Source organism: Sulfurospirillum sp. 1307, assembly GCF_054408545.1.
Map to the genome: position 1 here is coordinate 213,946 of NZ_CP176011.1, position 13,958 is coordinate 227,903.

A 13,958-nucleotide genomic window follows, 5' to 3' on the forward strand; every position below is an offset into this window, starting at 1 on the left:
AGCCATTTTAGATACAATAATCAGATGATTATATATGGAAAACAATTATTTTTACATGTACTAAAAAACTATCCCAAAAAACTTCAAGAGGTTTATCTCTCTAAGAAGTGTGAACAATCACTTTTTAATGAAATTGCAAGGACGGGTGCAAATATATTAAGGGTAGATAATAAAAAAGCTCAAGCTTTAAGTAAGGGTGGAAATCATCAAGGATTTATTGCGAAAATTGATGATATTGAGTTTAGTGATTTTAGTAGCGTAAAAAATGGATCATTTTTAGTAGTGTTAAATGAGATAACTGATGTAGGTAACATTGGTGCTATTATTAGAAGCGCATATGCTTTTGGTGCAGATGGACTTATCATAAGTGGCATAAAAAACATCAATCTTGAATCAGTTGTGAGATCAAGTAGTGGGGCGATTTTTGAATTGCCTATAGTTTTGTATCCAAATGCACTTGATTTAGTAAATGAATTAAAGCAGGTAGGTTTTAGTACATACGGTGCAGATATGAATGGCTTTAGTGTCCATGAAACAAAGTTTGATACTAAAGTAGCACTTTTTATGGGAAGCGAAGGTAGAGGAATTAATAAAAAAGTTAAAGCAAAATTAGATAAAATAGTATCTATAAGAATGGTGAGAGATTTTGACTCTTTAAATGTGAGCGTAGCAACTGCAATTATATGTGATAGGATTGCTAATGGATGATATAAAAGTATTAAAAGATATTGGCCTTAGAAAAGTTTCAAACGAAACACACATAGAAGAGAAATATCTTAAATATATGGTTGATGGTGATTTTGATAAATTAGATTATGTTAATACTTTAGGATTTATAAAAATTTTATCAAGAGAGTATGGTCTAGATTTAAGTGGATTTCGTGAAACATTTGAAGAGTATTGGAATGAAAACCGTAAGAGTGAACAAAGTGATGGATTGTTTATAGTAGTTGAAGATAGCTCTCGTGGTAGCAAAAAATTCCTGTTTTTCCTTTTAATTATTCTTTTAATTGTCACAGTTGGAATGCTTTTTTCTATTTTTAAAGATAAAGTAGATTTTGCTTCAAATAATACTTCTATAAATAAAGATACTTTAATAGAACAAAGTGTAGTTGTAGAAGAAGCAAAAGAGTCTTTAGAAAATGCGATTAAAAATAACGAAGAAAATTTATCTATACAAGACACTAATGAAGTTTCTGATTTAAATGAAACTGATAATATTGCAATTGATACTAATGAAACTAATGTCAATGAAGAGTTACATGTAGAATCTACTGATGTAAATACTACAGCATTATCTGAAGATACAAATGCGTCAGAAAAAGAGAAAGAAGTTAGTAAAAATATTCAATATGATGCAGTTATTGCACCTAATGCTAAGTTATGGGTTGGAACTATAAATTTAGATGATAAAAAAAGAAGATCTTTCTTAGGTGAAGGTAATTTTTCCATAGATTTATCTCACGACCAAATCATAACAACAGGGCATGGAAATTTTTCTTTACATGTAAAAGATAAAACGATTGATTATAAGAGTCAAGCACCAATAAGATTTTTAGTAAAAGATGGAAATATAACAAAAATTACTTGGGAAAAATTTGTAGAGTTAAACGAGGGTAAACCTTGGTAAGAATATTTGTTTTTTTATCACTGTTTTGTATTTTTTTAAATGCAGTTACTCTTGAAGAAAAGATAGAAAGTTTTGTTGGAAATAAAAATTACAATATCCAAAAAAATTTAATAAATATAATTTTTAAAAATAAAAGTGCTTTTTTAAAAGATGATGGACTTGTTGATGACATTAAAGTCTTATCGGAACTTAAAAAAAATGGACTTTTGAAGCTTTTTTATTCTGAGCCAAGAGATTTATATTTGAGTTTTTTTAGTAAAGAAGACTCTATTATATTTATGAGAGTTATTAATGAGTCTCTTTCTTTGATGGGGTATAACTATTTTTTAACAAAAAAAGCTATTAAAAATCAAGATGGTTTTTTATGGAAGATAGTAGTTTCTACTGAGCATGTAGTTGACCCCTTGATTTTGGCCAAAAGGCTTGAAAATAGAGGCTGTTTTTTTAAAAATATTGAAAAATTAAGCGAGAATGAATGGCGTTATGAGATAGATACGAATAACATACGAGTTGATAGTTTACATGTAGAAGAAGATACAACAGTAACTTTAAAAAAAGCAATAAGACCTTATTGGATTGATGTTTATGGGATGAAAAGTATATCTATTAGAACAAAAATTGCTGATAGATGGCATCCAAGTGTTGTGTTTTTCGATGAAAAATTAAATGTTGTAAAAAGTTATAAAAAAGACAGTGTTGTAAAAAATATAAAATTAAAAGTTCCGGAAAATGCAAAGTATGTTAAAATAAATGATATATATACTTTGGATAATATAAAAAGAGGAATTTTAGTTTATGTTAAAAGTAGATAAAGGATAGTTGATGTTTGATGAGATTAGGTTCAATACGATTGAGAGATTGCCAAATTATGTTTTTGCTGAAATTAATGAGATTAAATTAAATGCAAGAAGAGCTGGTGAAGATATCATAGATTTTTCTATGGGAAATCCTGATGGAAGAACACCACAGCATATTATTGATAAACTAATTGAATCAGCCAATAAGGATAAAACCCATGGGTATAGTGCTAGCAAAGGTATATATAAACTTCGTCTAGCAATTTGTAAGTGGTATAGTAGAAAATATGGAGTTGATATAGACCCTGATCGTGAAGCAGTTGCTACATTGGGAAGTAAAGAGGGTTATGTACATTTAGTACAAGCAATTACAAATCCAGGAGATGTGGCAGTTGTTCCTGATCCTGCTTATCCGATTCATTCTCACGCTTTTATTATTGCAGGTGGTAATGTTCACAAAATCGGTTTGGAGTGGAATGAAAAGTATGAGTTAGATTATGATAACTTTTTTACAAATTTAAAAAAAGCATTTAATGAATCCGTTCCAAAGCCAAAGTTTGTAGTGGTTAATTTTCCTCACAATCCAACAACAGTTACTGTTAAAAAAGACTTTTATGAAAAATTAGTTGCTCTTGCAAAACAAGAAAGATTTTACATCATCAGTGACATTGCATATGCAGATTTGACATTTGATGGTTATAAAACTCCTTCTATACTAGAAGTTGAAGGTGCAAAAGATGTTGCAGTTGAGAGTTATACACTTTCAAAAAGTTATTCAATGGCAGGTTGGAGAGTAGGATTTATAGTTGGAAATCCAAAGCTTGTTGGGGCTTTACAAAAAATAAAATCTTGGTTTGATTATGGTATGTTTACGCCTATTCAAGTAGCTTCTACTGTTGCGCTTGATGGCCCACAAGATTGTGTTGAAGAGATTATAAAAACTTATCAAAAAAGAAGAGATGTGTTACTCGAAAGCTTTGCAAATGCTGGCTGGAAGATTGATAAACCAAGTGCTAGTATGTTTGTATGGGCAAAAATCCCAGAAGTTGCATCTCATTTAGGAAGTATGAGTTTTTCAAAACAGCTTTTAACTGAAGCGAAAATTGCCGTAAGCCCAGGGAACGGTTTTGGTGAAGGTGGTGAAGGGTATGTTAGGATTGCTCTTATAGAAAATGAAAATCGTATAAGACAAGCTGCTAGAAATTTAAAAAAATATTTAAAAAGTTTAGAAAAGAGTAAATAAATGTTAAAAGTAGGGATAATTGGAGTTGGAACTGTTGGAGCGAGTGTGGCTAGAATATTGCAAGAAAATAGCGATATAATTGAAGCTAGATGTGGCAAAAAAATAGTCCCAGTTTTAGGGGTTGTAAGAGATACAAGTAAAGAGAGAGGCATAAATCTACCTCTTAGTTCTAATGTCAATGATGTCTTAGAAAATGATGACATTGATGTTGTAATTGAACTTATGGGTGGAGTAGATGGTGCATTTGAAATAGTAAAAAAAGCTTTGGAAAATAAAAAAGCAGTAGTTACCGCTAATAAAGCTTTACTTGCTTATCACAGATATGCACTTCAAGATATTGCAAAAGATATACCAATAGGATTTGAAGCAAGTGTAGCTGGTGGTATTCCAATCATTAAAGCTTTAAGAGAAGGATTGAGTGCAAATCACATAGAATCCATAAAAGGTATCATGAATGGAACTTGCAATTATATCTTGACTAAAATGATGAATGAAAATGTAGAATTTAGAGAAGTTTTAAAAGAGGCGCAAGAACTTGGATATGCTGAGGCTGATCCAACTTTTGATGTTGGTGGTTTTGACGCGGCTCATAAACTTTTAATACTTGCAAGTATTGCTTATGGGGTTCATGCAAATCCAGAAGATATTTTAATAGAGGGCATTGAAGAGATAAACAGTGATGATATTTTCTTTGCTAAAGAGTTTGGCTATAGCATAAAACATTTGACAATTGCAAAAAAAGCAAAAAATAATAAAGTAGAATTAAGAGCACATCCAGCACTTTTAAAAGATACAAAAATGCTTTCAAAAGTAGATGGCGTAATGAATGGTGTTAGTGTTGTTGGTGATTGTGTTGGTGAGACTATGTATTATGGGGCTGGAGCTGGCGGGGATGCTACTGCTAGTGCTGTTATTGCTGATCTTATTGACATTGCAAGAGTTGGACAAAGCTCTCCAATGTTAGGATTTAAAAGAACTTTAGAATGCAATAGGTTTGAACTTTTAGATATAGATGAGATTGAAACAAAATATTATATGAGAGTCAAGGTAGTTGACAAGCTTGGAGTTTTATCTGACATTACTTCTATTCTGGGAAAAAATGGAGTTTCAATAGACAGCTTTTTGCAAAAACAAGACAAGAAAGACAGTAGTTGTGCAACATTATTGTTTTCTACTCACAAAACGATAGAAAAAGATATAAAAAAAGCAATGAATGAGATAGAAAAACTCTCTACATGTAAAGAAAAACCAATCATGATAAGGATAGAAGATTAGCAAAGAGATTGGTAATAAAGCAGAAGAAAAAGCAGCCAAGTATTTAAAACAACTTGGCTTTATAATCTTAGAGAGAAATTTTTATTCTAAATTTGGAGAAATTGATATCATAGCAGAAAGAAATGGTATTATGCATTTTTTTGAAGTGAAATATTCTAAAAATTATGACCCGATTGAGAGAGTTACTCCTTCAAAATTGAATAAAATTATAAAAACAATAAACTTTTACATGTATAAGAAAAACATGGATTTAGATTACCAAATTGACGTAATATTGGTAAATGAAAAGACGATAGAAATTTTAGAAAATATCAGCTTATAAGAGTAATATTGTCGGCTATGGAAAGTTTAAAGTTTAAAAAAGTATAATTCACCATAAATAAGAATTCAAGGAGAATGAAATGGGAAAATATTTAGAGTTGAGTGCATCTAATTTTGATGAAACAATAAAAGAAGGTATCGTACTAGTTGACTTTTGGGCTCCATGGTGCGGACCATGTAGAATGTTAGCTCCAGTTATCGAAGAGTTAGCTGAAGATTTTGATGGAAAAGCAAAAATTTGTAAAGTAAATACTGATGAAGAGCAAGATATTGCAGTAAAATATGGAATTCGCTCAATACCAACAATGCTTTTCTTTAAAGATGGAGAATTAGTTGACCAAATGGTTGGTGCATCTTCAAAGCAAGTTATCGCAGATAAACTTAATTCACTTTAATAATGAGTACAAGTAGGGGGAGAAGACAATTCTCCCTCGTTTTTGCTTCTTTTTTCGGTGCAGCGATGATTGCTGCTGCTTTTGCGTACTCTAATTGGCGCTTTTCAGAGTACAAATTTGTAGATTTTTCAAAATTAATTTTTTATACTAAAAAAGATATTTTTATTCCAAAACATGATATTTACACTGTTGTTATATATAGTTCTAAAATGCAAAATTTTAGTAATGTTTTGAATAAATTATCAAAAGATAATCCTATAATTGCAATTGATATGTTTCAAGAAAAAAGAGGTGAAGAAGGTGGAGTTATATACGTAACAAGTGGTATGAATACTATCTTGAAAATTATACAAAGGTTTAATGTATATGAACTCCCAACAGCATTTAGAATAAAGCGCTTTAAAGATAATAACTTCAAACAAGATAGCATGATTGAAGTAGTAGAATAGGAGAAATAAAAATGTTAGATTTAGCAATAATTGGTGGTGGACCTGCTGGACTTACAGCTGGGCTTTATGCAACTAGAGGTGGTTTAAAAGAAGTAGTAATGTTTGAAAAAGGAATGCCAGGTGGTCAAATTACAAGTAGTAGCGAAATAGAAAATTATCCTGGGGTTTCAAAAGAAGTTACTGGAATGGAACTTATGGAGCCATGGCCTGAGCAATGTATGAGATTTGGTATGAAACATAGTATGGACGAAGTTACTAGAGTTTCAAAAAAAGATGATGGTACTTTTGAAGTTTTTTTAGCAGGAAAAGATAGTGTAAAAGCAAAGAGTGTAATAATTGCAACAGGCAGTACACCAAGGCGTTCAGGCGTAAAAGGTGAAGATGAATTTTTTGGTAAGGGAGTTAGTACTTGTGCTACATGTGATGGATTCTTTTACAAAGATAAAGAAGTAGCTGTTTTAGGTGGTGGTGATACTGCACTAGAAGAAGCACTTTATTTAGCAAATATTTGTTCAAAAGTATATCTTATTCATAGAAGAGATACTTTTAGAGCATCTCCAGTAACCGTTGATAGAGTTATGAAAAATGACAAAATAGAGCTTATTTTAAATTCTCAAGTAGAAGAAATTCTTGGAGACAACATGGGTGTTACTGGTGTAAAAGTAGTAAATAAAAATGGAGAAAAAAGAGACTTGAATGTTCCAGGAATTTTTGTTTTTGTTGGAATGAATGTAAATAACTCTATCTTGAAACAAGAAGATGGAAGTTATCTTTGTGATATGAATGAAAATGGAAATGTTATTGTAGATTTAAAAATGCATACTTCAGTTCCTGGATTATTTGCAGCTGGAGATATCAGGATAGATGCTATGAAGCAAGTAGTATGTGCAGCAGGTGATGGAGCAGTTGCTGGTATTCAAGCTTTAGAATATGTAAATCATTAAGGAAAGTATATGTTAAATGTAGGGATTCATGGCTCAACAGGAAGAGTTGGAAAACTTTTGATTGAGAATTTGAAAAAAGAGGAAAGTGCAAAAGTACACGTGCTTCATGCAATTGAAGAGTTTGATTTTGCTATACCAAGTGATGCAATAGTAACTAGTGAGCATTCTGTACTTCTTAAAAATAGTGATGTTATAATTGATTTTACTATTGCTATAGGAACACAAACACTTTTAGAAGAGGCGATTGAAAATCCAAAACCTTTAGTTATTGGAACAACTGGATTGTCTACTCATCAGTTAAATCTTTTAAAAGAAGCAAGTACTAAAATGCCTATTCTTTACTCTACAAATATGTCTTTGGGAATTGCAGTTTTAAATAAATTAGTTGCTTTAGCTTCTAAAAGTTTGAGTGATTTTGATATTGAGATAGTAGAGCAACATCACAGATATAAAAAAGATGCACCAAGTGGTACTGCTATTACATTAGGAGAACACGCTGCAAGTGCTCGTGGCCTTGAACTTGATGATGTAAGAGTTAGTGGAAGAAATGGCCTTATTGGAGAGAGAAGTAAAGATGAAATTGCTATAATGGCTTTAAGAGGTGGAGATATAGTTGGTCGTCATACTGTCGGCTTTTATAATGATGGAGAATTTATTGAGTTAAATCATACTGCTACAAGTAGAGATACTTTTGCTAAAGGTGCTATCAAAGCTGCAAAATGGATAGTTAATCAACAAAATGGTTTATACCATATAAGTGATTGTTTAGGATTAAATTAAAATGTGTGCAATAGTCGGTGTAGTTGGAAACTCTGGAGCTTCTAGAATTGCTTATTATTCTTTATTTGCGATGCAACATCGTGGACAAGAAGCAACTGGTATTAGTGTAAGTGATGGTAAACATATAAAAAAAGTTAAAAAAAGAGGTTTGGTTACTGAAGTTTTTGACGAACCGACTCTGAGTTCTTTGGTGGGAGATATGGCAATAGGCCATAATAGGTATTCAACTGCAGGAAGTGAATCAGTTCTTGATGCACAACCTGTTTTTGCTAATTATAAGCTTGGTGAGATATCTATCGTTCACAATGGAAACTTAGTAAATAAAAATGAAGTTAGAAATGCTTTGATTGAAGAGGGTGCTATATTTCAATCATCAATGGATACTGAAAATATTATTCATCTAATAGCAAGAAGTCATAAAGAGCATTTACAAGATAGAATTGTAGAAGCTCTTAATGTTATAAAAGGCGCATATTGTCTTTGTATTCAAAGTAGAACAAAACTATTTGCGATTAGAGATAGATATGGTGTTAGACCTCTTTCTCTTGGTAAATTGCCTGATGGAGGGTATATCGTAGCTAGTGAAACTTGTGCATTTGATTTGGTAGGTGCAGAGTTTATAAGAGATGTTCGTCCTGGAGAAATGATGATTTTTGAAAGAGGAAGTGATGAGTATAAAAGTATTCAACTTTTTGAACCAGATCCTCATATTTGTGCATTTGAATATATTTATTTTGCAAGACCTGATAGTGATATAGAAGGTAAAAACGTTTATGCAATTAGACAAGAGATGGGAAGGGAATTAGCAAGAGAATCAAAAGTTGATGCTGATTTGGTTATCCCAGTTCCTGATAGTGGCGTAAGTGCAGCATTAGGATACTCTAAAGAGAGTGGGATACCTTTTGAGATGGGAATAGTAAGAAATCATTATGTAGGAAGAACTTTTATTGAACCAACTCAAGAAAGAAGAGATATGAAAGTTAAGTTAAAACTTTCTCCTATTCCTTCTTTGCTTAAAGGTAAAAAAATCGTTGTTATTGATGATAGTATAGTAAGAGGAACAACAGCAAAAAGAATCGTTAGAATTCTAAAAGAAGCTGGAGTTAGTGAAGTTCACATGCGTATAGCTTCTCCTACTATAGAACACCCTTGTAAATATGGAATTGATACGCCAAGTTATAAAGAGTTAATTAGTGCAAATAAAAGCGTTGAAGAGATAAGAGAGTATATAGGGGCTGATTCATTGAGCTTTTTGAGTATCGAAGCATTGAAAAAAAGTTTGGGAGATGATACTAACTACTCTTTAGTTAGTTTTGATGGGAATTATTTTATAAAATAAGATGGGTTTTTAACCCATCTTTTCAAATTATCTATTTAGCTGCTTTTGCTTCTTTTAACCACTTATCAAAAGTTGCTCTATTTTGAGAAATCCACATTTTTGCATGTTTTTTCATATCTGAATCTTTGTTTTGACCATTTGCTACTAGCATATTTTCGCCACTTATATCATTTACACTTAATTTCATAATAGAAAAAAGTTTAGCAATGTCTGGGTGTTTTCTCACTACACTTTTGTTTGCAACTATTCTTTGATTGTTTACATTAAATCCAAAATCCATACCATTTGGTAATTTTGTACTTTTTGTATTTGGATTTGCTGAGTGGGTTACTTGTAACCAAGTTGTATCTTTACCTGGTACTAAAACTCCACTTACCCAATAAGGAGTCCAAGTATAGTATAAAATTGGTTCTCCCTTTTTGTATCTTGCTATAGTATCAGCAATAATAGCTGAGTATTCACCTTGATTGTGAGTTACAGTTCCTCTTAGGTTATATTTGTCTAATTGATATTCGATAACTTTTTCACATCCCCAGCCAGGGTTACATCCAGCAAGATCTGCTTTTCCATCTCCATTTGCATCAAATAACTTTGCGATTTTTGGATCTTTTAAATCATTAATATATTTGATATTGTATTTATCTGCAGTTTTTTTATCTATCAAGTATCCTTGAGCACAGTTTTCTACAAATACACCTTTTCTAAAAAGTTTTTTATCTCCACCAACTTTTTGATACATTGACTCATGTAATGGATCCCAGTTAGTTGCTAAAAAATATACATCATCACTATCGCTATTTTGTGCCATAGTTTGATATGCTACTGCATAAGCAACTTCTTTTATGGGTTCTACTTGATAACCTAACTCTTTTAAAGCTTCATTTACTATATAAGTTTGAAAACTTTCTTCAGCTATTGAGCTTTTAAGTGGTATAACTTTTCCACCAGCAAATAAGCTTCCTGCTAATAACATAGGGATTAGCCCTAACATAATCTTTTTCATTTAATTCTCCTTAATTTTAAGATTAATCCAATTGGCCCTTTTTCATACCACTTTGATTTGTCATTTTTATCTTTTTTACCCATCTGTTGGGTTAATCTATCTAGAACTATTGCTAAAATCACAATTCCTAAACCACCAACGGCAGCAAGGCCAATATCTAGTCTTCCTATTCCCCTTAAAACCATTTGTCCAAGTCCTCCAACTGCAATCATAGAAGCAATTACAACCATTGAGAGTGATAACATCAGTGTTTGATTGATTCCAGCCATTATTGTAGGCATTGCTACTGGGAGTTGAACTTTTAAGAGCATTTGTGTACTACTTGCGCCAAATGATCTTGAAGCTTCTATTAAGTCTTCTGGTACTTGTCTTATCCCTAGATTTGTAAGCCTTATAAGAGGAGGAAGTGCAAAGATAATAGTTACTATAACTCCTGGAACATTTCCAATACCAAATAGCATGACAATTGGGATTAGATAAACAAATGCAGGAGTTGTTTGCATTCCATCTAAAATAGGTCGTATAATACTATCAAATTTGTCATATTTTGCACTTAGAATTCCCAAGGGCAGACCAAGCAATGTTGAAAATATAACAGAAGTTAAAACAAGTGCTAAAGTAATCATAGATTCATCCCAAGCACCAATAAAACCTATTACTAGTAGTGATAAACAAGTTCCTATTGCCATTTTTTTTGAAGATATCTGCCATGCTAGAAGAGTAAAAAATAAAATTACTACAATTGGTGAGAGATGTAATAAAAAATTTTGAATTCCTAAAAGTGTAGCTTCAATTGGCGCTTTAGAATATTGGAAAAAATTTCTAAAGTGATCAACCACCCATGAAAGAGATACATCTACCCAGTGCCCAAATGGAACTACATAATTATCAAAAGGATGAGAAAAATCAAAATGCTTAGCAACTTCTACTGTATTTGTATCCCAATTCATTGTTGAATTAGTCTCAGCAGTTACTCCCCATGGATTACTACTCATAATCTACTCCTTCATCAAATGCTTCAAGAAGTATACTTTTTGATATAGAACCCACATATTTACCATTTTCATTTACAACAGCTACAGGATATTTTGATTTTGAGACTAAGGATATGATTTCACTTATAGGAGTCGAATCAAGTATACTTTCTTGTTTAATGATAGCATCAAATATATTTCCACCTATCTTTTCTTGTTTCTTAAGTGATGCAAGAGTAATTAATCCCAAATATCTATTGCTTTTGTCTATAAAATATGCAAAATCTCTATCATAGTCACTTATATATCTTATTGCAGCTTTTAGTCCACTACCATCTTTTTTTACAATTGTTAGGTTGGTTTTTCTTGCGATATGGCAAGCGCTTAGAACATTGGTAATATTTACACCTTTAAAAAAAGATTTTACATAATCATTTGCAGGATTGCTTAAAATTTCTTCAGGGGTTCCTATTTGAGCAATGTTTGCATTTTCCATTATGGCAATTCTATCGCCTATTCTTATTGCTTCATCTAGGTCATGAGAAATAAATACAATAGTTCTTTCATGTTTTTCTTGAAGCTCTAGTAGTTCATCTTGCATTTCTGTTCTTATTAGTGGATCAAGTGCTGAAAAAGCTTCATCCATTAGTAGTATATCAGGGTCATTTGCTAAAGCTCTTGCTAATCCTACTCTTTGTTGCATACCGCCACTTAGTTCATCTGGATACATAAAAGGGTAGTTTTCTAATCCTACTTGTTTTAGTGCTTCCATTGCTTTTTCATGCCTAATTTCTTTTTTTACACCACTTAATTCTAAGCCAAATGCAACATTGTCTATAATGTTTAAATGAGGCATAAGAGCAAATGATTGAAAAACCATTGAAATTTTATTTCTTCTTATGTCTATTAACTCTTTATCGCTAAGATTAGTTACATTAGTATCATCTATATAAATTTCCCCCGAAGTTGGCTCAATCAATCTGTTTAATAATCTAACCATTGTCGATTTACCAGAACCTGAAAGTCCCATAATAACAAAAATTTCACCTTTATAAACTTCAAAACTAGCATCTTGAACTCCTATTGTCATACCAGTTTTTTTGAAAATTGAATCTTTGTTTTCTCCGCTTTTTAGAAGTTTCATTGCCAGCTTAGGATTGTTTCCGAATACTTTATAGATATTTTTGACAGTCAATTTTATCTCTTTTGAATCGATTCTTTTCTCCTTTTATCTTCTTTAGTAGCAAAAAAAATGTTTAATTAATACAATAAAAAAGTTATTTTTTTACATTTATTATGCTAATATTTTCAATTATACTGTATAAAATATAAATTAAACTTAATTTATGTTAAAATATTATAAAAGGATTATAATGGCACTTTTAGATAATGATAAAAATATATTACCATTAAGCAGTATAGCAGAACTTTTAAGAGCAAAAGTTAGAACACTTAAAATGTATGAGGAAAAGGGGCTATTGCCTACTGAGAATGCTCAAGTAAAAAAGCTATATTCTATAAATGATGTAAAACTCATAGCATTTGTACACTATTTAGCAAGTGTTAAAAAAATAAATGCAAACGGTATAAGATATATTTTAGATATGCTTAATAAAAATATGAGTGAAGATAGTAGGCAAGAGTTTATTAATATGGTTGAATTAGAGATGGAAAAAATATCAAGTAGAGATGTTAAAGATATAGAAGTTATGTAGTCTAATGACAATAAAGTTTGTAAAATAAAGATGTTTTTTCAAAATATGCTGGATATCTCATCATAACCGTGAAATTTCTAAGCTCTCCGCTTTTGAAATTTTTTGCTATAACAAACTCTTTAATTACAGTTGATGGCTTTTGATTGGTTTTTCTACCAAATAATTCGCTAAGACCACTAGTTGGTTTAAAAACATTAGAGCCTCCTAGTTGAGAATTTGTAATTGCGTTGTTTACTAATTTTACTTCTAATTTACACTGACCTATATCAAATCTTCCGATATTTCTTATTTGTCCTGTTATAGCAAAAGACTCATTCATAAGTACTCTTTTTTGAGATACATTTTCTAATCTTGCAATTTTTGTATACTTATCAAGTACAAACATTGAAAATACAGCAAGCATACTTATAACTAAAAAATTTGAAAATATCATTGAAACAAGTATTTTTTTATTTGTTTGTTTTAATGCGATTATATTAAAAATGATAAAAATGATAAAAAGAATAAGTAGAGTAATCCAATGTAAAATTGTAAAATATGTCATATTTCAGCCTTTAATAACAACTAGATTCTATAGATACATTAAAATCTTTTTCATTAAAGAAGTTTTCAAAAACGACTCTAAAATCAATAGAATCATTTATATCCAAACTCCTATCAAGTATCATCGTCCTTTTACGGATTGGTTTTAGCTTATTTACGAACTCTTGTAGCGAATTTTTTCCATTTCTCACAACATCTACGTGTAAAGAACAAATTGAAAGTTTTCTTTTGGAAAGATTTATTATGTTCCCTTGGACTATCAAGGTATTTGAAAAATTTAATTTTTTAACCAATGTTGTTTCTACTTTTGTTTGCCTTAGTGCTTTATCTAGATAATTTTTAAGTACAAAAGGACCAGCAAATAAAAGTCCTAAAGAGACAAACAAAAAGAAAAGTGAAATAATTTGAGATTTTTTACTTAGCACAGTTGCTAGTAAAATCATAATAAAAAAAAGAAGGATAAGCCATGCATAAGCAACATAATCATAAATAGTAAAATGACTTACATAATTCATAATTGAAACTTTTAAAGCTTCTATGCTCATTAATT

17 protein-coding genes are annotated in these 13,958 nt (G+C 30.9%); 12 read left to right on the forward strand and 5 right to left on the reverse strand.

Annotation, left to right across the window (positions count from 1 at the left end; translation table 11 throughout):
- The first annotated feature begins 24 nt into the window (after window positions 1-24).
- From rlmB to purF, 11 genes are all read left to right on the forward strand, one after another.
- Entirely contained in the window at window positions 25-708 is a 684-nt protein-coding gene (gene rlmB, locus ACKGJI_RS01155; RefSeq protein WP_458700730.1) for a 23S rRNA (guanosine(2251)-2'-O)-methyltransferase RlmB, read from the forward strand.
- Window positions 701-1,630 carry a helix-turn-helix domain-containing protein gene (locus tag ACKGJI_RS01160; RefSeq protein WP_458700731.1) on the forward strand — a complete coding sequence of 310 codons (930 nt, stop codon included), beginning with the start codon at window positions 701-703 and terminating at the stop codon, window positions 1,628-1,630. The genes rlmB and ACKGJI_RS01160 overlap by 8 nt, the downstream gene beginning before the upstream one ends.
- Complete coding sequence (locus tag ACKGJI_RS01165) at window positions 1,624-2,442, forward strand: hypothetical protein (RefSeq protein WP_458700732.1); 819 nt, start codon at window positions 1,624-1,626, stop codon at window positions 2,440-2,442. The genes ACKGJI_RS01160 and ACKGJI_RS01165 overlap by 7 nt, the downstream gene beginning before the upstream one ends.
- A 10-nt stretch (window positions 2,443-2,452) precedes the next feature.
- Window positions 2,453-3,670, forward strand: coding sequence for an LL-diaminopimelate aminotransferase (locus ACKGJI_RS01170; RefSeq protein WP_458700733.1), 1,218 nt, complete (start codon window positions 2,453-2,455; stop codon window positions 3,668-3,670).
- On the forward strand, window positions 3,671-4,945 hold the full coding sequence (locus ACKGJI_RS01175; RefSeq protein ID WP_458700734.1) for a homoserine dehydrogenase: 1,275 nt from the start codon (window positions 3,671-3,673) through the stop codon (window positions 4,943-4,945).
- The gene (locus ACKGJI_RS01180; protein ID WP_458701674.1) at window positions 4,941-5,267 is read left to right on the forward strand and encodes a YraN family protein; all 327 of its coding nucleotides are present in this window, start codon (window positions 4,941-4,943) and stop codon (window positions 5,265-5,267) included. The genes ACKGJI_RS01175 and ACKGJI_RS01180 overlap by 5 nt, the downstream gene beginning before the upstream one ends.
- A 79-nt stretch (window positions 5,268-5,346) precedes the next feature.
- Window positions 5,347-5,661 carry a thioredoxin gene (gene trxA, locus ACKGJI_RS01185; protein ID WP_458700735.1) on the forward strand — a complete coding sequence of 105 codons (315 nt, stop codon included), beginning with the start codon at window positions 5,347-5,349 and terminating at the stop codon, window positions 5,659-5,661.
- Window positions 5,662-5,870: 209 nt separating this feature from the next.
- The gene (locus ACKGJI_RS01190) at window positions 5,871-6,110 is read left to right on the forward strand and encodes a hypothetical protein (RefSeq protein WP_458700736.1); all 240 of its coding nucleotides are present in this window, start codon (window positions 5,871-5,873) and stop codon (window positions 6,108-6,110) included.
- Between the two features lie 11 nt (window positions 6,111-6,121).
- Window positions 6,122-7,054, forward strand: a complete 933-nt coding sequence (gene trxB, locus ACKGJI_RS01195; RefSeq protein WP_458700737.1) for a thioredoxin-disulfide reductase — start codon at window positions 6,122-6,124, stop codon at window positions 7,052-7,054.
- A gap of 9 nt (window positions 7,055-7,063) precedes the next feature.
- The gene (gene dapB, locus ACKGJI_RS01200; protein WP_458700738.1) at window positions 7,064-7,834 is read left to right on the forward strand and encodes a 4-hydroxy-tetrahydrodipicolinate reductase; all 771 of its coding nucleotides are present in this window, start codon (window positions 7,064-7,066) and stop codon (window positions 7,832-7,834) included.
- A 1-nt stretch (window position 7,835) separates the two neighbouring features.
- Window positions 7,836-9,173, forward strand: a complete 1,338-nt coding sequence (purF, locus tag ACKGJI_RS01205) for an amidophosphoribosyltransferase (protein ID WP_458700739.1) — start codon at window positions 7,836-7,838, stop codon at window positions 9,171-9,173.
- A 31-nt stretch (window positions 9,174-9,204) separates the two neighbouring features.
- On the opposite strand, the gene proX is transcribed toward purF, so the two are convergent.
- The 3 genes from proX to proV are packed head-to-tail and all read right to left on the reverse strand — an operon-like array spanning window position 9,205 to window position 12,345.
- Window positions 9,205-10,176: a glycine betaine/L-proline ABC transporter substrate-binding protein ProX gene (proX, locus tag ACKGJI_RS01210; protein WP_458700740.1), complete on the reverse strand. Its 972-nt coding sequence runs from the start codon at window positions 10,174-10,176 to the stop codon at window positions 9,205-9,207.
- Window positions 10,173-11,171, reverse strand: a complete 999-nt coding sequence (proW, locus tag ACKGJI_RS01215; RefSeq protein ID WP_458700741.1) for a glycine betaine/L-proline ABC transporter permease ProW — start codon at window positions 11,169-11,171, stop codon at window positions 10,173-10,175. The genes proX and proW overlap by 4 nt, the downstream gene beginning before the upstream one ends.
- A complete protein-coding gene (gene proV / locus ACKGJI_RS01220; protein ID WP_458700742.1) occupies window positions 11,164-12,345 on the reverse strand; it encodes a glycine betaine/L-proline ABC transporter ATP-binding protein ProV in 1,182 nt (393 codons plus the stop codon). Before proV ends, proW begins: the two co-directional genes overlap by 8 nt.
- A 178-nt stretch (window positions 12,346-12,523) precedes the next feature.
- On the opposite strand from proV, the gene ACKGJI_RS01225 reads away from it, so the two are divergent.
- A complete protein-coding gene (locus ACKGJI_RS01225; protein WP_458700743.1) occupies window positions 12,524-12,865 on the forward strand; it encodes a MerR family transcriptional regulator in 342 nt (113 codons plus the stop codon).
- A gap of 1 nt (window position 12,866) precedes the next feature.
- Here the strand turns inward: ACKGJI_RS01225 and ACKGJI_RS01230 are convergent, their stop codons facing one another.
- Window positions 12,867-13,409 (reverse strand): DUF2393 family protein, encoded by a 543-nt coding sequence (locus ACKGJI_RS01230; RefSeq protein WP_458700744.1) that lies wholly within the window; start codon window positions 13,407-13,409, stop codon window positions 12,867-12,869.
- A gap of 10 nt (window positions 13,410-13,419) precedes the next feature.
- Complete coding sequence (locus tag ACKGJI_RS01235; RefSeq protein ID WP_458700745.1) at window positions 13,420-13,953, reverse strand: DUF2393 family protein; 534 nt, start codon at window positions 13,951-13,953, stop codon at window positions 13,420-13,422.
- Between the last annotated feature and the right edge of the window lie 5 nt (window positions 13,954-13,958).

Coding starts and splice junctions, on each gene's coding strand:
- rlmB (WP_458700730.1), top strand. CDS start 25: ATGATTATATATGGAAAACAATTATTTTTACATGTACTAAAAAACTAT.
- ACKGJI_RS01160 (WP_458700731.1), top strand. CDS start 701: ATGGATGATATAAAAGTATTAAAAGATATTGGCCTTAGAAAAGTTTCA.
- ACKGJI_RS01170 (WP_458700733.1), top strand. CDS start 2,453: ATGTTTGATGAGATTAGGTTCAATACGATTGAGAGATTGCCAAATTAT.
- ACKGJI_RS01175 (WP_458700734.1), top strand. CDS start 3,671: ATGTTAAAAGTAGGGATAATTGGAGTTGGAACTGTTGGAGCGAGTGTG.
- trxA (WP_458700735.1), top strand. CDS start 5,347: ATGGGAAAATATTTAGAGTTGAGTGCATCTAATTTTGATGAAACAATA.
- ACKGJI_RS01190 (WP_458700736.1), top strand. CDS start 5,871: ATGCAAAATTTTAGTAATGTTTTGAATAAATTATCAAAAGATAATCCT.
- trxB (WP_458700737.1), top strand. CDS start 6,122: ATGTTAGATTTAGCAATAATTGGTGGTGGACCTGCTGGACTTACAGCT.
- dapB (WP_458700738.1), top strand. CDS start 7,064: ATGTTAAATGTAGGGATTCATGGCTCAACAGGAAGAGTTGGAAAACTT.
- purF (WP_458700739.1), top strand. CDS start 7,836: ATGTGTGCAATAGTCGGTGTAGTTGGAAACTCTGGAGCTTCTAGAATT.
- proX (WP_458700740.1), bottom strand. CDS start 10,176: ATGAAAAAGATTATGTTAGGGCTAATCCCTATGTTATTAGCAGGAAGC.
- proW (WP_458700741.1), bottom strand. CDS start 11,171: ATGAGTAGTAATCCATGGGGAGTAACTGCTGAGACTAATTCAACAATG.
- ACKGJI_RS01225 (WP_458700743.1), top strand. CDS start 12,524: ATGGCACTTTTAGATAATGATAAAAATATATTACCATTAAGCAGTATA.
- ACKGJI_RS01230 (WP_458700744.1), bottom strand. CDS start 13,409: ATGACATATTTTACAATTTTACATTGGATTACTCTACTTATTCTTTTT.
- ACKGJI_RS01235 (WP_458700745.1), bottom strand. CDS start 13,953: ATGAGCATAGAAGCTTTAAAAGTTTCAATTATGAATTATGTAAGTCAT.